18 protein-coding genes are annotated in these 17073 nt (G+C 60.7%); 12 read left to right on the top strand and 6 right to left on the bottom strand.

The features are described 5' to 3' along the window. Positions 1-241 precede the first annotated feature (241 nt). From E6B08_RS15430 to E6B08_RS15415, 4 genes are read left to right on the top strand one after another with little or no spacing between them, the layout of a single operon-like run. Positions 242-2455, top strand: coding sequence for a TonB-dependent receptor (locus tag E6B08_RS15430; RefSeq protein WP_136914835.1), 2214 nt, complete (start codon positions 242-244; stop codon positions 2453-2455). A 28-nt stretch (positions 2456-2483) separates the two neighbouring features. Further along, positions 2484-3818 carry an LLM class flavin-dependent oxidoreductase gene (locus E6B08_RS15425; protein ID WP_136914834.1) on the top strand — a complete coding sequence of 445 codons (1335 nt, stop codon included), beginning with the start codon at positions 2484-2486 and terminating at the stop codon, positions 3816-3818. Beyond that, a complete protein-coding gene (gene mgrA, locus E6B08_RS15420) occupies positions 3815-4858 on the top strand; it encodes an L-glyceraldehyde 3-phosphate reductase (RefSeq protein WP_136914833.1) in 1044 nt (347 codons plus the stop codon). The genes E6B08_RS15425 and mgrA overlap by 4 nt, the downstream gene beginning before the upstream one ends. Positions 4859-4861: 3 nt before the next feature. Further along, positions 4862-5791: an aliphatic sulfonate ABC transporter substrate-binding protein gene (locus tag E6B08_RS15415; RefSeq protein WP_136914832.1), complete on the top strand. Its 930-nt coding sequence runs from the start codon at positions 4862-4864 to the stop codon at positions 5789-5791. Positions 5792-6005: 214 nt separating this feature from the next. Here the strand turns inward: E6B08_RS15415 and E6B08_RS15410 are convergent, their stop codons facing one another. Then, positions 6006-6485 (bottom strand): GNAT family N-acetyltransferase, encoded by a 480-nt coding sequence (locus tag E6B08_RS15410; RefSeq protein WP_136914831.1) that lies wholly within the window; start codon positions 6483-6485, stop codon positions 6006-6008. 187 nt (positions 6486-6672) lie between these two features. On the opposite strand from E6B08_RS15410, the gene E6B08_RS15405 reads away from it, so the two are divergent. The 3 genes from E6B08_RS15405 (at position 6673) to E6B08_RS15395 (ending at position 8988) form a co-directional block, all read left to right on the top strand. Continuing rightward, complete coding sequence (locus tag E6B08_RS15405) at positions 6673-7587, top strand: alpha/beta fold hydrolase (protein ID WP_136914830.1); 915 nt, start codon at positions 6673-6675, stop codon at positions 7585-7587. A 63-nt stretch (positions 7588-7650) separates the two neighbouring features. Further along, entirely contained in the window at positions 7651-8526 is an 876-nt protein-coding gene (locus E6B08_RS15400; RefSeq protein ID WP_136914829.1) for a pirin family protein, read from the top strand. A gap of 201 nt (positions 8527-8727) precedes the next feature. Continuing rightward, entirely contained in the window at positions 8728-8988 is a 261-nt protein-coding gene (locus tag E6B08_RS15395; RefSeq protein WP_136914828.1) for a DUF1652 domain-containing protein, read from the top strand. Between the two features lie 16 nt (positions 8989-9004). Here E6B08_RS15395 and E6B08_RS15390 read toward each other — a convergent pair whose 3' ends face one another. The 5 genes from E6B08_RS15390 to E6B08_RS15370 all read right to left on the bottom strand — a co-directional run bounded on the left by E6B08_RS15390 (position 9005) and on the right by E6B08_RS15370 (position 13062). Next, positions 9005-9619 (bottom strand): Yip1 family protein, encoded by a 615-nt coding sequence (locus E6B08_RS15390; protein WP_136914827.1) that lies wholly within the window; start codon positions 9617-9619, stop codon positions 9005-9007. Positions 9620-9708: 89 nt separating this feature from the next. Next, positions 9709-9996, bottom strand: a complete 288-nt coding sequence (locus E6B08_RS15385) for a hypothetical protein (RefSeq protein ID WP_136914826.1) — start codon at positions 9994-9996, stop codon at positions 9709-9711. 138 nt (positions 9997-10134) lie between these two features. Next, the gene (locus tag E6B08_RS15380; RefSeq protein WP_136914825.1) at positions 10135-11328 is read right to left on the bottom strand and encodes an MFS transporter; all 1194 of its coding nucleotides are present in this window, start codon (positions 11326-11328) and stop codon (positions 10135-10137) included. Beyond that, a complete protein-coding gene (locus E6B08_RS15375; protein ID WP_136914824.1) occupies positions 11325-12335 on the bottom strand; it encodes a hypothetical protein in 1011 nt (336 codons plus the stop codon). Before E6B08_RS15375 ends, E6B08_RS15380 begins: the two co-directional genes overlap by 4 nt. After that, positions 12322-13062: a DUF6065 family protein gene (locus E6B08_RS15370; RefSeq protein ID WP_136914823.1), complete on the bottom strand. Its 741-nt coding sequence runs from the start codon at positions 13060-13062 to the stop codon at positions 12322-12324. Before E6B08_RS15370 ends, E6B08_RS15375 begins: the two co-directional genes overlap by 14 nt. A 385-nt stretch (positions 13063-13447) precedes the next feature. On the opposite strand from E6B08_RS15370, the gene aepX reads away from it, so the two are divergent. The 5 genes from aepX to E6B08_RS15345 are packed head-to-tail and all read left to right on the top strand — an operon-like array spanning position 13448 to position 17019. Continuing rightward, complete coding sequence (gene aepX, locus E6B08_RS15365) at positions 13448-14326, top strand: phosphoenolpyruvate mutase (RefSeq protein ID WP_136914822.1); 879 nt, start codon at positions 13448-13450, stop codon at positions 14324-14326. Then, positions 14286-14873, top strand: a complete 588-nt coding sequence (locus E6B08_RS15360; protein WP_136914821.1) for an HD domain-containing protein — start codon at positions 14286-14288, stop codon at positions 14871-14873. The genes aepX and E6B08_RS15360 overlap by 41 nt, the downstream gene beginning before the upstream one ends. 3 nt (positions 14874-14876) lie before the next feature. Next, positions 14877-15617 carry a PHP domain-containing protein gene (locus tag E6B08_RS15355; RefSeq protein WP_136914820.1) on the top strand — a complete coding sequence of 247 codons (741 nt, stop codon included), beginning with the start codon at positions 14877-14879 and terminating at the stop codon, positions 15615-15617. 15 nt (positions 15618-15632) lie between these two features. After that, positions 15633-16205, top strand: a complete 573-nt coding sequence (locus E6B08_RS15350; RefSeq protein ID WP_136914819.1) for a cupin domain-containing protein — start codon at positions 15633-15635, stop codon at positions 16203-16205. Between the two features lie 22 nt (positions 16206-16227). Beyond that, positions 16228-17019: a hypothetical protein gene (locus E6B08_RS15345; protein WP_192938537.1), complete on the top strand. Its 792-nt coding sequence runs from the start codon at positions 16228-16230 to the stop codon at positions 17017-17019. Positions 17020-17073: the final 54 nt, after the last annotated feature.

Raw genomic sequence — 17073 nt, 5'->3', positions numbered from 1 at the left:
AGAGATGGCGCGATGTTAGCGCTAACGTGGCGGCGGATGGCAAATAGCTTTATTGCATATAAATCTGACTTTTTATTATTTGACCGACTAATCGAGAGCCTCCGATACTTGCTCATGTTAGCGCTAACAAGCGCAGCTGTCGGCAAGCGCCTGCCACTCGCACGAGCGAGACCAGTCTCCCACAGCACTTCCCGTGTCGCCCCCTGTGGGCCTGGTCTGGTTACTCAAGGCAGTGAGCATCATGCAAAGAAGTCGTACGGCATTTCCGTTCAAGCAACGTCAACCCCTGGCCGCCGCCGTGCTGCTGGCCGTGTTTGGCCAGGCCAGCCAGGCCGCCGAGCCTGCCGAGCAAGCGCCCCAGGCCACTGCGCTCGGCGCCGTGACCGTTACCGCCACGCGCCGCGAGGCCACCTTGCAGGAAGTGCCCGTGGCCGTCTCGGTGATCGACGGCGAGCAGCTCGAGCGCGACAACCGCAACAGTGTCGCCAGTATCGTCCAGCAGGTACCGACCCTGAACTACCGGGCCGGTGCCTCGAACAAGGACACGTCATTGTTCATCCGCGGCGTGGGCACCATCTCCACCTCGCCTGGCGTCGAGCCGACCGTTGCCACGGTGGTCGACGGCGTGGTCTTCGGCCGGCCCGGGCAGTCGACCCTGGACCTGCTCGACCTGGAGCGCATCGAGGTGCTGCGTGGCCCACAGGGCACGCTGTTCGGCAAGAACGCCTCGGCCGGGGTACTGAACATCGTCAGCAAGGCCATTCCCGAGCAGACCCAGGGCTACGTGGATTACTCGCACTTCGGCGGTGGCGACGAGAACCGCTTGCGCTTCGGCATCGGCGGGCGCCTGAACGAACAGCTCAAGGGCTCCTTGAGCACCTTGTGGGGCGACTACGATGGCAACGTCGAGAACATCACCAACGGCCATGACGTCAACGGCTACGAGCGCAAGGGCGTGCGTGGCAAGCTGGAATTCGAGCCGCGCGACGACCTGCGCCTGACCCTGATCGGCGACTACATGAAAGGTGAGGACACCCTGCCCAGCGGAGTCATCACCCGTGCCAGCGATGCGTTCACCCGCCAGCTCGGTGGGGTCCGGCCGAGCGCCCACAACCGCGATATCAGCAGTGATTTCAAGACCCATGTCGAGGACGAGAACCAAGGTCTGTCGGCCCAGCTCGACTGGCAACTGGGCGACTACACCCTGACCTCGATCAGCGCCTGGCGCGGTTGGGACAACACCCAGTACCAGGACGGCGACCGCCGCGCCTTGCTGCCCGTCACTGCCTCGCACGACAAGGGCACGGTGGACTACGACCAATACAGCCAGGAGTTTCGCCTGACCTCGCCCAAGGGGCAGTTCAACGAGTACGTGCTCGGTGCCTTCTATATGCACGGCACCTCGAACGAGACCTACCAGCGCCTGTCGGTCAACGGCGGGGTGGCCGACAGCGGCCGGGCCGACTACTCGACCACCAACGACAGCGTGGCCCTGTTCGGCGAGAACACCTTCAATTTCACCGACGACTTCCGCGCGATCCTCGGCCTGCGCTGGACCCACGACGACCTCGAATACGACCATCGCCGCGTCTCTTCCTCGGCTACCGCCGTCACCGGCATCCAGCCTTCGACCGCCAGCTCCGGGTCAGTCGATGAAGACGGCTGGAGTGGCCGGACCGGGTTGCAGTACGACTTCAATGACAACCTGACCGGCTACGTCACCTATTCGCGTGGCTACAAGGGGCCGGCCTACAACGTGTTCTTCAACATGCAGCCGCGCGATACCGAGGCACTCAAGCCGGAAACCTCCGATGCCTATGAGATCGGCCTCAAGAGCACGGCGCTGGACAATCGCCTGACGGCCAACCTGGCGGTGTTCCACACCGACTACGACAACTACCAGGCCAACTTCTACGACACCGTGGCCAACCAGGTGGTAACCCGCCTGGTCAATGCCGGCAAGGTCAAGACCCAGGGCGTCGAGCTCGATGCCAGTTTCCAGGCGACCCGCCAGCTCAAGCTGTCTACCGCGGTGGCCTACACCAAGGCGCGGGTCGACCACTTCAATTGCCCGGCTGGCGCTGCTGCGAGCTGCGATATCGATGGCGGCCGCCTGCCGTTCACCCCGGACTGGAAGGCATACCTGCGCGCCGACTACGTGATCCCGCTGGACAACGGCCTGGATGTCGAGCTTTCCAGCGACTACAGCTGGCAGGACTCGGTGCAGTTCAGCCTCGACCAGAATCCCGATACCGTGCAGGGCGCCTATGGCATCTGGAACGCCAGCGTTGCCCTGGCTGACTACAACAACGGCTGGCGCGTCGCGTTGCTGGGCAAGAACCTGGGCGACAAGTCGTATGCGCAGATGCTCGCCAGTGGCGGTGATTACATCTACCGCGCCGTGCCACGCGACGACGGGCGTTACTTCGGCGTGCAGTTGCGCAAGGACTTCTAACCGCGTCGCCGCTTTCAAGGAGATCGACATGAGCCGTCAAATGAGTCTCGGCGCCTTCCTCATGGCCACCGGGCACCATATCGCCGCCTGGCGTCATCCGGACGTGCCCGCCGACCCGCTGGATTTCGCCAGCTATCGCCGCGCCGCCGAAATCGCCGAAGCCGCCTGCTTCGACGCACTGTTCATCGCCGACAGCGTGGCGGCGCCCAGCGACGCACTGGCCAGTCACAGTGCCCGCTCGGTGTACTTCGAGCCGCTGACCCTGCTCTCGGCGCTGAGCGCCCTGACCGAGCGCATCGGCTTGATCGCCACGGCGACCACCAGCTACAACGAGCCGTACCACATAGCACGCAAGTACGCTTCGCTCGACCACCTTTCAGGTGGCCGCGCGGGCTGGAATCTGGTCACCTCCGATGCTGCCGCCGAAGCCGGCAACTTCGGCCGCAGCGCTCATATACCCCATGCCGAACGCTATGCCCGGGCGCGTGAGTTCCAGCAGGTGGTACAAGGGCTGTGGGACAGCTGGGCGGATGATGCTTTCCTGCGCGACAAGGCCAGCGGAGTGTTCCATCACCCCGATGCGGTACGTACCCTCGACCATGTCGGCGAGCACTTCCGCGTGCGCGGCCCGCTGAACGTCGCTCGCTCGCCCCAGGGAAGGCCCGTTCTGGTCCAGGCCGGCTCCTCGGAAACCGGCCGTGAACTGGCCGCCGAAAGCGCCGAAGTGGTGTTTACCGCCCAGCCCAGCCTGGCTCGGGCCCAAGCGTTCTATGCCGATCTCAAGGGCCGGTTGCAGCGTTATGGGCGTGACGAGCAATCGTTGAAGATCATGCCAGGGGTGTTCGTCGTGGTCGGGCGTAGCGCTGCCGAGGCCCAGGACAAGTACCAGCAGTTCCAGGCGCTGGTCGACCCACGGGTGGGCGTGGCCTTGCTTGGGCGCATGCTCGGCAACTTCGACCTTTCGGGCTACCCGCTGGACGGCCCGTTGCCGGAGCTTCCTCCTACCGAGGATGGCCAGCGCAGCCGTCAGCAATTGCTCACCGAACTGGCCGGCAACGAACAACTGACCCTGGCCGAACTGGGCCGTCGCATCGCCGGCGGGCGAGGGCACTACAGCCTGGTCGGCACCCCGACGCAGATCGCCGATCAATTGCAGGCCTGGTTCGAGGGGCGCGCCGCCGATGGTTTCAACGTCCTGGTGCCGCACCTGCCTCTGGGCCTCGAGGACTTCGCCACCCAAGTGGTGCCCGAGTTGCAGCGCCGGGGCCTGTTCCGCCGCCAGTACCAGGGCCAGACCCTGCGTGATCACCTGGGCCTGTCACGGCCCGCCAATCCTTACTTTGCCGACCGAGGTCACCCATGAGCTACATCGCCAACCCCGAGCGCTACGCGCGCATGCCTTACCGCCGTGTCGGGCGCAGCGGCCTGGTCCTGCCCGCCCTGTCCCTGGGCCTGTGGCACAACTTCGGCGATGCCACGCCCATCGATACCCAACGTGCCTTGCTGCGCAGTGCGTTCGATGCCGGCATCAACCACTTCGACCTGGCCAACAACTACGGCCCGCCCTATGGCAGTGCCGAGGTCAATTTCGGCCGCCTGCTGCGTGAAGACCTGCGCAGCTACCGTGACGAATTGATCATCTCCACCAAGGCTGGCTGGGACATGTGGCCAGGCCCTTACGGCCAGGGCGGCAGTTCGCGCAAGTACTTGCATGCCAGCCTCGACCAGAGCTTGCAGCGCCTGGGGCTGGACTACGTCGACATCTTCTATTCGCACCGTTTCGACGCCGATACGCCGCTCGAGGAAACCGCCATCGCCCTTGCCGACATCGTGCGCCAGGGCAAGGCGCTGTATATCGGTATTTCCTCGTATTCGGCGGGCAAGACCCGTGAGATCGCAGGCCTGCTGACCGAACTCAAGGTGCCGCTGCTGATCCACCAGCCTTCCTACAACTTGTTCAACCGCTGGATCGAGCGAGACCTGCTGGACACCACCGCCGAATTGGGCACCGGCGTGATCGTCTTCACCGCCTTGGCCCAGGGCCTGCTCAGCGACAAGTACCTCGACGGAATTCCTGCCGATGCCAGGGTCAACCGCGCAGGCGGCGGTTCGCTGCTGCCTGGGCACCTGTCTGAGGCCAATATCGCCCGGGCCCGGGCGCTCAACGAGATCGCCAAGCGCCGTGGGCAGAGCCTGGCGCAACTGGCACTGGCCTGGACCCTGCGCGACCCACGGGTCACCTCGGCATTGATCGGTGCCAGCCGCCCGGAGCAGGTAATCGAGAACGTAGCCGCACTGGATAACCTGGCGTTCAGCCAGGAGGAACTGGCCGAAATCGACCAGTACGCGGTGGAAGGGGGGATCAATCTCTGGGAAAAACCCTCTACCGACTGGAAGGAGTGAGCCATGGTTTTACTACGCCTGGCCCTGTTCGCGTGGCTGGCCTTTGCCGCTGTCGCCCAGGCGGCCGACCCTGCGAACCTGCGCATCGGCTACCAGAAGGGCTCGATCAGCCTGGTGCTGGCCAAGCAGCACCATCTGCTGGAAACGCGTTTCGCCAATACCCGCGTCGAATGGATCGAGTTCCCGGCTGGCCCGCAGATGCTCGAGGCGCTCAACATCGGCAGCCTGGATATCGGTTCGACCGGGGATATCCCGCCGATTTTCGCTCAGGCAGCCGGTGCCGACCTGTTGTACCTTGCCGCCGAACCGCCCAAGCCTAAAGCAGAAGTGATTCTCGTGCCCAAGGGCAGCGCGATCCATTCACTGGCCGAGCTCAAGGGTAAACGTATTGCCTTGCAAAAGGGCTCCAGCGCCCACAACCTGGTGCTACGTGCACTGGCCCAGGCCGGCCTGAGCATGCACGACGTGCAGCCGGTATACCTGGCGCCCGCCGATGCCCGTGCAGCCTTCGAGCGGGGCAGTGTCGAAGCCTGGGCCATCTGGGATCCGTTCTATTCCGCCATCGAGCTGGAAGGCAAGGCGCGCTTGCTGGCAGACGGCCAGGGGCTGGGCTTGATCGGGCCGTTCATGTTGGGCGCGCGGGGTTTTGTCGAGGCCAATGGCGACTTCGTTGGGCAATTGCTGGACGAAATCACCCAGGCCGAGGCGCTGACCCGCAGCGATGAGGCCGGGAGCATCGCGTTGCTGGCAGGCTTCATGGGCTTGCCGGAGGCGGTGGTGAGGCAAAGCTTCAGTCATCGTCCGGCTTCGCCGCTGATACCGGTCAGCGCTGAGATCGTCGCCGCCCAGCAGCGCACGGCGCAGCTGTTTTTTGACAATCGGGTGCTGCCCAAGCAAGTGGATATCGCCGGGTCGGTTTGGCAGAGGCGGTAAACCAGGGGATGGCGGTGGATACCTGGAGCGGGCTTGTCGAGGCGCCGAACCGCCGCGAACACCGGCGAGGCCGGTGCCATTCACTGAGTAGTCTGCTTCGCGGGTAAACCCGCTCCTACAGGATCTGCACTGTCATCAAGGCCAGCACCGACCCTGTAGGAGCGGGCTTGTCGGGGCGCCGAACCGCCGCGAACACCGGCAAAGCCGGTGCCCTTCACCCCTGGGCAAACGCCAGCAGCTTGTCCCCATCCAGGCGATAGCGCACCCACTCGTCCTGCGCTTCAGCCCCCAGGGAGCGGTAGAAGCCGATGGCCGGCTCGTTCCAATCCAGCACGCTCCATTCCAGGCGCCCACAACGGTTTTGCACCGCCTCGCGAGCGATGTGGCGTAACAGATCGCGGCCCGCTCCGCCGCCACGTTGCTCGGGGGTGATGTAGAGGTCCTCGAGGTAGATGCCATTGCGCCCCAGCCAGGTCGAATAGCTGTAGAAGTACACGGCAAAGCCTATGGCCTGGCCGTCGCGCTCGCAGATCAGGCTGTGCACGGTGCTGCCCTCGTCGAACAGGCTGTGCTCGATATCCTCGACGCTTGCCACGACCTCGTGGCGAGCGCGTTCGTAGTCGGCAAGTTCGGTGATGAAGGCGAGAATCTGCGCGGCATCGCTGCGCACGGCGGGGCGGATGGCAAGGCTCATTGGGCTTCCTTAATACAAAGCAGATCGAATCCGGGCGGCTAATCTACCGCAATTGCCATGGGGTATTGACCTCTTTCATGTCGCCTGATGCTGGCCAATGTCCTGATGGCCCTGAATCGATGATTCCGTTGCACCCGCTGCTGTTTGTAGAATCTGGGTTTTCCTGAACTGTCGAGTACAACCGCCGATGCAGTTGATCCCCTGGACCCACGATTGCTCCGAAGGCTTCACCTTGCGCGGCTGGCGTTCGCCCGCCAGCGGCAAGCCTTTGCTGCATTTCCTGCACGGCAACGGTTTTTGTTGCCTGGCCTATCAACCGCTGCTGGCGCGCCTGGCAGAGCATTTCGACCTCTGGTTGAGTGATGTCCAGGGCCACGGCGACAGCGATCACGGTGGGCCGTTCCGTGGCTGGAACCGTACGGCTGCCCTGGCGGTCGAGGCCTTCGAGGCCGGGCGTGGCGAATACGGCGAGGTTCACCGGTATGCCTTGGGCCACAGTTTCGGTGGCGTGCTCACCAGCCTGATCGTGGCCAGCGAGCCGCACCTGTTCCGCCGCGCTGTGTTGCTCGATCCGGTATTGTTCAGCCGGCGCATGCTCAGCGTGATGGGCGCCGCCCGGTTGCTCGGGCTGCATCGTCGGCATGGCCTGGCGCGCATGGCCGCGCGGCGGCGCAGCCATTGGCCGGATCGCCAGGCGGCATTGGCCTCGTTGCAGGGGCGGGGCATTTTCAAGGGCTGGGCGGAAACCGCGTTGCACGCCTACATCGAGCATGCGATTGGCGAATGCGGCGAGCAGGTGGTGCTCAAATGCCGGCCGAGCCGCGAGGTTGAAGTCTTCAGTTCATTCCCTGCGCGGTTGTGGGCATCGCTGAAAAGCATCAGCATTCCGACGCGCATACTCTATGGCGAACAGACTTACCCCTTCGTGCCGCAATCGGTGAAACACCTGGCGCAGCTCAATGAGGCCGTGAGCACAAAGGAAATGCCTGGCGGGCATTGCTTTATGCAGGAGCAGCCAGGGCCGGCTGCGGAGCAGGTGCTGGAATTTTTGCAACCTGATGCCAATCGTTGTTCTACTGATGGAACGATCAATGCCATTTGAGCCGTCTACCGGCTGATTGCGCACATTGGTAAGGTGTTACCCAGCCAAGAGAGGAGACTTCTCATGAAAAAGATCCTGGGTATACACCGCAGCCCTACCGCCCATTGGGTCGGGGATGGTTTCCCGGTGCGCAGTCTGTTCACCTACGACAACCTGGCCAGCCAGATCAGTCCCTTCCTGCTGCTGGACTACGCCGGGCCCCACGATTTCAGCCCGACCTCTCAACGCCGTGGCGTGGGGGAGCATCCGCACCGTGGGTTCGAGACCGTGACCATCGTTTACCAAGGGGAACTGGAGCACCGCGATTCGACCGGGGCGGGCGGTTTGATCGGACCCGGCGACGTGCAGTGGATGACTGCTGCCAATGGCATCATTCACGAAGAGTTTCATGCCCCGTCCTTCGCCCGCAGCGGCGGTACCCTGGAAATGGTCCAGCTGTGGGTCAACCTGCCATCGCGGGACAAGCGTGCACCAGCCGGCTACCAGACCTTGCTGGCCAAGGACATCCCGCAGGTGCAGTTGGAAGGAGGGAGCGGTAGCGTGCGGGTGATCGCGGGTGCTTACCAGGGGCATCATGGCCCCGCCCGGACCTTCACCGCCATGGATGTTTGGGACCTGCGCTTGAAAGCTGGCGCCACGCTACAGCTGCCCATCGCTGCAGGGCGTAACGCGGCGCTGGTGGTACTGCGTGGCAGCGTTCGGATCAATGCCGAGCGCGACGCCGGTTCCGCCAGCCTGGTGCTGCTACAGCGCGACGGCGCGGATGTGGCGGTACAGGCGCTGGAGGACACCAGCCTGCTGCTGCTCAGTGGCGAGCCCATTGACGAGCCGATCGTCGGCTACGGTCCTTTCGTGATGAATACCCAGGCGGAAATCGTCGAGTCGTTCGAAGCCTTCCAGGCCGGGCGCTTCGGTCAGATGGCACCTTTGGGCGGCTGACCGCCCGTCGCCTGGTCGCGGCACCCGACCGAACGTCCAACAGGGGCCGAGCTCTTCCACTAAGGTGCTAAGGGATTCTTCGCTCGATCATTGCCCAGGCGCATGGACGGCCGCTTGGGCATGGGCATTATCAATTGGCGCCCCGCCGCATACAGGCGTAACCACACACAATAGGCCATCCAGCACAGAGAGGGTCATACCATGTCGTTGATAGGAGTTTCGATGCTAGAAATGCGGCAGATGATCGAACAGGCCTGCCTGCCTGATCGTTGTGAAGTCAGCTGCCTGGACGGCGCCAACCTGACCATTCGCCTGGGTCAGGGCAACAACCTCGACGGGGGAGTGACCCTCGCCGACGTACCGCTGCACAGCCTCAACAGCTGCCGCGATTTGGTCAACCTGGTCGGGCAACTGCATGCCATGCAGGCCCGCCAGACGGCACCGCTCAAGGCCATCGCCTGACGCCGCCGATGCCCGGTCAGCCGAGGCTGGCCGGGCGCACATACTCAGGCATCAGGCCGTTGAACCAGAACAGGATCATCGCGACCAGGAGGGTCACCAATAGCAGTAGTCCCACGCCCCACACGCAGGCCGAGAACAGCATGGCCTGCTCCTTGCGAAGGCGCAGAAAAGTCTGCAACCCGCCGAACAGCAGCACCGTGGCGTAGGCCGAGGCGGCCAGCAGGGCGGCGACGGCCAGCCAGCGCATGGGTACCAGGCCAACGACCCCGGCCACGAACCAGGGCGTGGCGCAGTAGGCGGCGAAGCCTATGCACTGGTTCAGCGTGGGCTGAGCATCGAAGCCGCGAGACATCCAGCGAATCATCACCCCCATCAGCATCACCCCGACCACGGTGGCGCCATACAGCAACCCAGCCAATTGCGTCGCGCTGCCCATGCCCAGGCGTACCCGATCCTCCCCGGCCAGGCTCCAGCCCAATGTGGTGGTGCCGATGAACAGACACGCGGCCGGAACCAGCGCCAAGGCCAGCAGACGTGGCAGGTAGTGTTGCGGATGAGTGTCCTCGGCGCGGCGGATATCCAGCCAGGCGTCGGCGGGGTGGGTGAAGAGCTTGAGCAACGGGCTGTTCATGGCGATCTCCAGAAGCAGAAGTTGACCCTCCTTCAATGGAGACACGGTATTGGCGGCAGGTTCAGCCCAGATCGCCGCCGTTTATCGAGTTATTGCAGTTCCACCAGCAAGTTGAGCCCGCCATCGCCGCATTTGCCGCGGTCACGTACCACGCCGTGGTAGCTGCAGCCTTCCCAGATGAAGGCGACGCTATGGGCGCGTTCGACCTTGTCCGGCAATGGCGGGCAGATATGCAGGCGCAAGGCCGGGCGCCCCTGGACGTTGACTGGGGCGAGCTGGCATTGGCACTCGACGCTAAGGGCTACCGGGCCGAACAGGGTATCGCGTACGTAATCGAGCTTCAGGTTGGCGTTAGGTGCGCGGCAAGGCATTTTCATGCGTTGGGCTCCAAGGCTGGTCCGCGGGGGGGAGGGCTGTGGGTTCAAGGCAGGCTCCGTGCGAGGGACGACGTGGATCAAGCTTTGAATCTTGCCAGGCGAGGACGTTCAAAATATTTCATCTACGTTGATTCTGCGTCATGTTGCCCCGGTTTTGCCAAAACGCTCGACAAGTGCCGCCCGCGCCAGGGGTATTGCGCCGAGCAGAATGCCGGCAAGGCCAAACACAACTGCCGCCGCGCTGCCCTGGCTTTCGCCGAGCAGGCCGGCGATGGGGATTGCGACGACCATGGACAGCTTGAATAGCGCGCTGGTAATTCCGGTGACGCGTCCCAGGGAAGCGGCCGGAATCAGGGTTTGCCGGAGCGTCCAGACGGCGATCACGACATAAGCGGCAAAGAATCCCACGAGAAAGGCTGAAAGGAAAAAGACTTCATAGGCTGGTAACCACAGAGGAAGCGAGCCCCCCATCGCCATCAATAGGCAGCACAGCAGGGCCAGGTTGCGGTTGCCGAATAACGTAATGGCCTTTTCGGCCGTGCTGCCGGACAGGATCGAGCCGAGCGCGTAGGCGATCAGGATCTGGGGGACTTGCGCGGCATCGAACAACCCGGTCTCTGCGGCGTAGATGAGAATGTAGAGCAGGTAGACGCCAACGAACGCATTGTTGCCCATGACGACATAGACGAGCCGGAGCAAGGGCTTGTTAGAGGTAAGTAGGCGCAGATTGTCGCCAAAGGTGCCCAATGCCTGCGGCGAATGCTCGACACAAGGCAGATTCGCCAGCGCGAAGTAATAGAGGGTGGTCGCCAGACAAAAGAGCGCGGCAATGACGGCAAACCCAACGCTCGGGCTGCTTGCCGAAAGCAACAGCGAGGCAATCAAGGGGGCCGCGAGCAGCGCAATGTTCTCGGTTACCAGCAAGGTGGCATTCATGCGTGGCAGTTGCGCCCGGCGGGCGACACTCGGCATCACCGACGCGCGAAGGTTGTTCAGGAAGTAAGTGCCTATGGAAACCGAGCCCAGGAACAGGAAGGTCTCGCCCAGTGTCTGGTCCGGTAGTCGCAAGGTGTAGCAAGCGGCGGCAGCGGCTAACAAAAGGGCGATGCTGCAACCCAGCCAACGCTTGTCGAAGTGATCGACCAGAACGCCGATGTAGTAGCCGAACAGTACTGGACCGATGTAGGCCAGGGCTCGTAGAAACGACCCGAGTACGCCATCCCCGCCGTTGAAAATGACGAACAACGGCGTATAGATGAACAAAACCTGGCTGCAGAAGTTTTCGAGGGCAAAGGCGCAGACGAGTTGGTAGGGCGCTTTGGGGCTGGTCACTGGGCGCCCGCGCGCAAGCTTTGCTGAAAGCGCGAAAGCCACTCGCCAGCGAGCTGGGCGTGGATATGTGTGCAGGGGATGCACACCAGCGGCTCGAACAACGGGTGCAGGTTGGCTAATGCCAGGCATACAGCCATAACCCGATCTGTATCCTGAGCACCGACGATCAACTGCTGCAACAGGCCTAAGTCGAAGCGATAATGCTTGCTGGTGAACAGGCATGCGCTATCGAGTACCAGGCGCATGCGTGCTTCATCTGCGAGCACGCCGCGATAGAGCCGGATCAGGTTGAAGAACAAGGTGGCTTCGGGGTTGCAGCGATCCACGCCCATCTGCGGCCAGTACTCCCTGTTCGCTTCAAGCACATCGATGTCCGAAAGATGAGTATAGAGGTGGTGGATTTCGATGGATATGAACAGATAGACCTTGCCCTCCCGCAGTACATAGGGGAGGTAGCAGTCAGAAAGCTCCACGGGCAGGTCAGGTAACGCCACCTCCACAGGTAGGGTCAAGGGCAGGTCTTTGCTTGCCCACTGCCGGGCCGTCAGCGCATCCGATTGCCGTTCGTTCAAAACGAATACGCGCTGATGGTCGAAACCGTAGTAATCGAAACCCGCCTGCATTGCGGCTTCGCGAAATGCGCTGCAGGTCGATACGGGGACGTAGAGGTCGATATCGCTGCGCATGCCAGGCGTGTAGAAATCCGAGTAGTCCAGGCAGCGTGGAAAACCCTGCAGAAAGACGCCGGCAGACGCTTTCAATGGCTTGGCGAGCCGATCACGAACGGCAGAAAACTGTGCTTCATAGGTGTCGTTGTAAAAAGTAGCCATCGCCGAAGTTTCCTCCATCGACAGCAGGGCGATACTTTCCAACTTGTGCCGGGTCAGGATGGGCAGCAGGGCAAGGATTTCGCTGTCGTCCAACCCTTCGATGAGCACGGGTTCGCGGCGTGCTATCGAATCGATGAGGCGGGGTAGCAGTTGATAGACGCGGTCAGTCTCGATCATCCGACCTCCTCGACTGCCGAGCGCATTTTCGATAAGAACCGGGCCTCTGCGTATTGCGCCGATTTGCGGTGTCCTTCATGCGGGCGACGAACTGGCTGTCCACCCCCTGTGTGAGTTCGGTCACCAAAACGGGCTCACGCGCGTCACGCTGGTGAATGCCGCGGGGCAATGCGAACACCTGAAGCAAGGGCACATTGCGCCGGAACATGATGGGCGTATCGGTCTTGCTTATTTCGATGTTGGTGAACAGCGGGCCAGCCCACCAGTCGGTCTCCACGATGCCCTCTATCACGCTGTAGGCCTTGCTGCTGGGGCGGTTCACCGGCCCTCTGATCCATAGGCTGTAGCTGGGACGCGTGCTGGCGAAGTAGCCCGACCATAACTGCAATACGCCTCGCTCGGGGAACGCTTCGAGGAACACCGGCAATGTGTCGACGAGTTCGGAGTCCACCTGATCGCGCCAATGATCCATGGAATAGGGCAGGAATATCTTGTCGACAATGATCCAATCGCTGATGCCTTCTAATTGAACCAGGGTCTGTGTCCCGTCCCAATACAAGTTGAAATCTATCGGTGGATAAAGCAGATAACCCATGCCGTTGGCGACCAGGAACGGTTCGCAAAACTGATGAGCACGTGCCGATATATTTCCATCCAATGCCCTTTGTGCGGCTGATGGCAAAGGAATATCGGGCAAGGCGCGATAAAACTGGATGGCATTATCCATGTTCGACGAAAGTGTCCTGATGTAAATGGCGATGAGGGCGGACCCTCATCGCAAGTGGGGAGTAATGGAGGTTTATTTTGCCGAACCTCCGCCGGTGGAACGAACTTGCACACCATTACTGGTGACAGCCGGGATGCTGCTGGAAATAACGATCTTCATAGGCTCTCCTGATGCGGGTACGCCTTCAATTAGGCAGGTACGAGACTAGAAAGGCGTTGGCGTTATTGTCAAGGCGGTGATGGCCGGCTTTTTGTAACCCGTCAGTGACATTGTCGGAAGGTTGGTTCATTTGTAAGGGAATGAAACTAAGGTCTTGTGTTTTTCAGGTGCATTGGCTAACACTGATTGCACATGGAGTTAAATTGCAAGTTAAACGGAGTGTTTAATGCGTGCATTGTCTTCTGCAGGAATTTTCCGACAAAACTTGTTTAACGATAAACTCGACCTCATGCTGGAGGCCCACAGTGGGTTGTCTGCGCGTATCGTCGAAGAAGCAGGGTTTCCGGCCATCTGGGCGTCGGGGTTGTCCATTTCGTCAGCCTTGGGGTTACGTGATTGTAACGAGGCCTCCTGGAGTCAGGTCGTCGAAGTGGCACAAACCATCCACGACGCAGTGAGCATTCCAGTGCTCTTCGATGGCGATTCTGGATTTGGTAACTTCAATAATGTTCGGCATATCGTGAAACGCTTGTCTCATTATGGCTTGGCGGGCATTTCTCTGGAAGACAAGCAATTTCCAAAAATGAATTCATTTATCGATGGGGTGCATGCGCTGAGTTCGGTGGATGGATTCTGTGGAAAAATAAAAGCCGCCCAGGATGCCAAGCGAGATCCGCAGTTTTCCGTAATCGCTCGCACCGAGGCGTTGATCGCTGGGCTGGATGTAACCGCTGCACTAAAACGAGCCGAGCGTTATTACGCCGCTGGCGCGGATGCTTTGTTCATCCATTCGAAGTCTGGCGACGGCCGTGACATACTCGAATTTGCCCGGTGCTGGCAAGGCCGTTGCCCTTTGGTGGTTGCGCCCACCACCTATGTGGATACGCCGGTCGCTCTGTTGGAGCAAGCGGGTGTATCCATCTATATATGTGCAAACCACATGATGCGCGCATCCGTACACGCCATGCGCGACGCAGCGCGGCAGATTCGTCAAGATAACGGCATCAGTACGATCAATCCCCGCATCGCTTCCTTGCCAGAGATATTCAAACTGCTGGATTACGATGAGCTGGAAGTTGCAGAGCGTTTATATGGGTATGACTGATGTGGCGACCCACAATGTGTTGCTCTTGCTTAAAAGCGTCATGCGCCAATGCGCGAACATTGAGCTCAACGAAGGCGGTAATTTGCTCCAGCATTCCCTGTGGGTCGCTTATCAAGCACAGGCCGCAGGGTGTGAAAGCCCCCTCGTGGTCGCTGCATTGTTTCATGACATCGGCCACTGCTTGTGCGCGGGCGACCCGGAACTGCCCGATTACTACCGGGACCGGGAGCATGCCGCGCTGGCGGCTACCTGGCTGAGCCGGTGGTTTCCAGCTTCGGTGTGTGCGCCTGTGGCGATGCACATCGATGCAAAACGTTATCTGGCAACGGTAGACCCGGCCTATCGCATGCAACTGGGTCGGGGCTCAAAGCAAAGCCTGGAAAACCAGGGTGGGTTGATGACCGAACATGAGCTCAGCGCTTTTTCAAGCCACCGGCAGCATGAGCAGGCCCTGCTTGTCAGGGTATTCGACGATGCGCCCTATGTGGGCGAATGCCTACCACCCTACACCCGGTATGAGCGCATCGTGAGATCAGTGATGAGGTGAAACATGACAACCAGATGCGTTGATACCCACGTGCATTTGCTGTTGAGCAAGCGCCAGTCATCACCCGATTGGCAGGCGATCGGCCAAGTGCTCGAGATGGCGTCGATCAGTGGCCTGGATGCGCTGTGCATCACCGAACATATCGAGGCAGACGGCTACGCGTCGTTGATGCAGGGATTATTCGTCGAAAACCAGATGGGCGGTTACCTCCATGGCGAGAACACGCTATGCGTTCAGGGTGTTTGCCTGTTCCCTGCGGCGGAACTGGAACTTGCCAACAAAACCAACGTTGGTGTGCATACCGATCTGCAAGGGCTGTTGGCATTGGAGCGCTCAGCCGGTGCCTATACCTTGGCCGCTCTCCATGACCGCCTGAAGCGGCGCGGTAAGCCGTTCAAGCTGGTCGCGCACCATGTACTTTGGCCTGGGAAAACCTGTGACGACTTGGAAATGCTCGGCCGCTATATCCATGCCATAGAAGTACCTGCCAAAGACATGGCTAATGCACCGCGCTACGTGGCGCTTGCCGAAGCCTTGAAGTTGGCGACCACCGGGGGTTCCGATGCGCACACTTTCATTCAGGTCGGAGCAGGCTACACGGTTTTCGAACAACTATCTGATGCCTCACCCTGCACCGCCGAACAATGGCTTTCAACTCGCCAGAGTCGCCACGAGCATGAGCCGAACACCCCTCGGCTGGTAGCGATGTCGAATATCTACCGCCAGTCACTGATGAACCGATAACAAGGAGATCTGCGCATGGACAGTCAATCCATTGCTATTGGCAGGGCGCATCTGGAAGCGCTGTTGGCCACCCGAAAAATGACGATGGAACATGTACAGGATATTACCGCCGATGCCTGTCATGCCCATTTCCAGAACATGGCCCAGTTGCAAGAGCTCGCGCACTATTTATCCATACCCCTCAGTGAGTTCTTCGTCGGTTACGGCGCGAGCGATTTGGATGACGGCGTCAAAATCGCAAGGCAAGGCGAAGGCTTCAAGCGAGAGGAAGTTCGTGACGGTGTGCACTGTTACACCTACGAGCATCTGGTAACCACCCACCATGATCCGCAACTCATGGCATTGCGGTTGGACCTTCATGGCGACAGCAGCCAGCCGCTGAGGTTGAACGCCGGCCACGGCTCCAAGGAAGTCGTCTATGTCACGAAGGGCGAAGTCAGGGTGCGATGGCTCGGCAACGACAATGAAGTGAAGGAGCGAGTGTTGGGCAATGGCGACTCCATTTTCATTGCGCCCAATGTACCTCACAGCTTTATCAATCACGGGTTCGGTGTGCCCGCTGAACTCATCGCGATCAATTACGGCTGATTATAAAACGGGGGAGGCAGGCATGCGCGCAGCCTGTTATGTGGTCAAACTCGGTGGCAGCATCACCACGAGAAAGCAAGGCCGCTATGAGTTACGTCACGAGGTGATTGCATTCATAGCCGAGGTATTGCAAAGCAGGGCGGCAAGTTGGGACGTTCCGCTCATCCTGGTTTTAGGGGGTGGGTCATATGGCAATCTGGCGCCCACCGATTACCGGATATTCGAGCGCGACGGGGGATTGCCATCAGTCGATTTGCCCATGATGACGGTGACCATGTTCGCGATGTTGTCGGAAATCTCAAACGTTTGTGTCGATCATGCCTTGAGAGTCTATCCGTTACAGACAAGCGCCCTGTGCAGTGCCGATGAGAGCGGTTGCTTGACGATGGACACGCGCTCTCTCCGCGCTGTGATGGCCGCAGGTTATATACCTTTGCTCAGCGGTGATTTGGTAATCGGCCAAGGGCGCGAACCGCTATTGCTGTCCAGTGACGACATCCCCGCCTTGTTGACCGAGGATTTCGATGTTCGTCGGGTGCTGTATTACACCGATGTGAGCGGCATTTACGACCCCGCAGATCCGAGCACCATCATTGCGTTCGTCAGCAGCACCAATGCGTCCGATGTACAAGGGCTGGTGGGCGGCTCCGCTGCTACGGACCTGACCGGCGGCATGCGCAACAAGTTCATGCAACAGCGTCTGCTCGCACAACGAGGCGTGGAATCGGAAGTGCTGGCGTTCGAGCACTTCCATCATCTTGATCAGTCCCTGCGTGGCACACGTCAGTTTGGGACTGTGTTTTTGAGCGAATGAACCGATGCTGATAGCACTTGCAGGTACCGATGGCGCAGGTAAGTCCACGCAATG

The sequence above is a fragment of the Pseudomonas putida genome (genome assembly GCF_005080685.1).
Classification (GTDB): domain Bacteria; phylum Pseudomonadota; class Gammaproteobacteria; order Pseudomonadales; family Pseudomonadaceae; genus Aquipseudomonas; species Aquipseudomonas putida_V.
The sequence above is the reverse complement of the archived record's forward strand: the minus strand, read 5'-3'. Positions and strand labels throughout refer to the sequence as shown.

Coding starts and splice junctions, on each gene's coding strand:
- E6B08_RS15390 (WP_136914827.1), bottom strand. CDS start 9,619: ATGAACAGCCCGTTGCTCAAGCTCTTCACCCACCCCGCCGACGCCTGG.
- aepX (WP_136914822.1), top strand. CDS start 13,448: ATGCGTGCATTGTCTTCTGCAGGAATTTTCCGACAAAACTTGTTTAAC.
- E6B08_RS15345 (WP_192938537.1), top strand. CDS start 16,228: ATGCGCGCAGCCTGTTATGTGGTCAAACTCGGTGGCAGCATCACCACG.
- E6B08_RS15415 (WP_136914832.1), top strand. CDS start 4,862: ATGGTTTTACTACGCCTGGCCCTGTTCGCGTGGCTGGCCTTTGCCGCT.
- E6B08_RS15405 (WP_136914830.1), top strand. CDS start 6,673: ATGCAGTTGATCCCCTGGACCCACGATTGCTCCGAAGGCTTCACCTTG.
- E6B08_RS15350 (WP_136914819.1), top strand. CDS start 15,633: ATGGACAGTCAATCCATTGCTATTGGCAGGGCGCATCTGGAAGCGCTG.
- E6B08_RS15375 (WP_136914824.1), bottom strand. CDS start 12,335: ATGATCGAGACTGACCGCGTCTATCAACTGCTACCCCGCCTCATCGAT.
- E6B08_RS15425 (WP_136914834.1), top strand. CDS start 2,484: ATGAGCCGTCAAATGAGTCTCGGCGCCTTCCTCATGGCCACCGGGCAC.
- E6B08_RS15430 (WP_136914835.1), top strand. CDS start 242: ATGCAAAGAAGTCGTACGGCATTTCCGTTCAAGCAACGTCAACCCCTG.
- E6B08_RS15370 (WP_136914823.1), bottom strand. CDS start 13,062: ATGGATAATGCCATCCAGTTTTATCGCGCCTTGCCCGATATTCCTTTG.
- E6B08_RS15360 (WP_136914821.1), top strand. CDS start 14,286: ATGAGCTGGAAGTTGCAGAGCGTTTATATGGGTATGACTGATGTGGCG.
- E6B08_RS15385 (WP_136914826.1), bottom strand. CDS start 9,996: ATGAAAATGCCTTGCCGCGCACCTAACGCCAACCTGAAGCTCGATTAC.
- E6B08_RS15395 (WP_136914828.1), top strand. CDS start 8,728: ATGTCGTTGATAGGAGTTTCGATGCTAGAAATGCGGCAGATGATCGAA.
- mgrA (WP_136914833.1), top strand. CDS start 3,815: ATGAGCTACATCGCCAACCCCGAGCGCTACGCGCGCATGCCTTACCGC.
- E6B08_RS15400 (WP_136914829.1), top strand. CDS start 7,651: ATGAAAAAGATCCTGGGTATACACCGCAGCCCTACCGCCCATTGGGTC.
- E6B08_RS15355 (WP_136914820.1), top strand. CDS start 14,877: ATGACAACCAGATGCGTTGATACCCACGTGCATTTGCTGTTGAGCAAG.
- E6B08_RS15410 (WP_136914831.1), bottom strand. CDS start 6,485: ATGAGCCTTGCCATCCGCCCCGCCGTGCGCAGCGATGCCGCGCAGATT.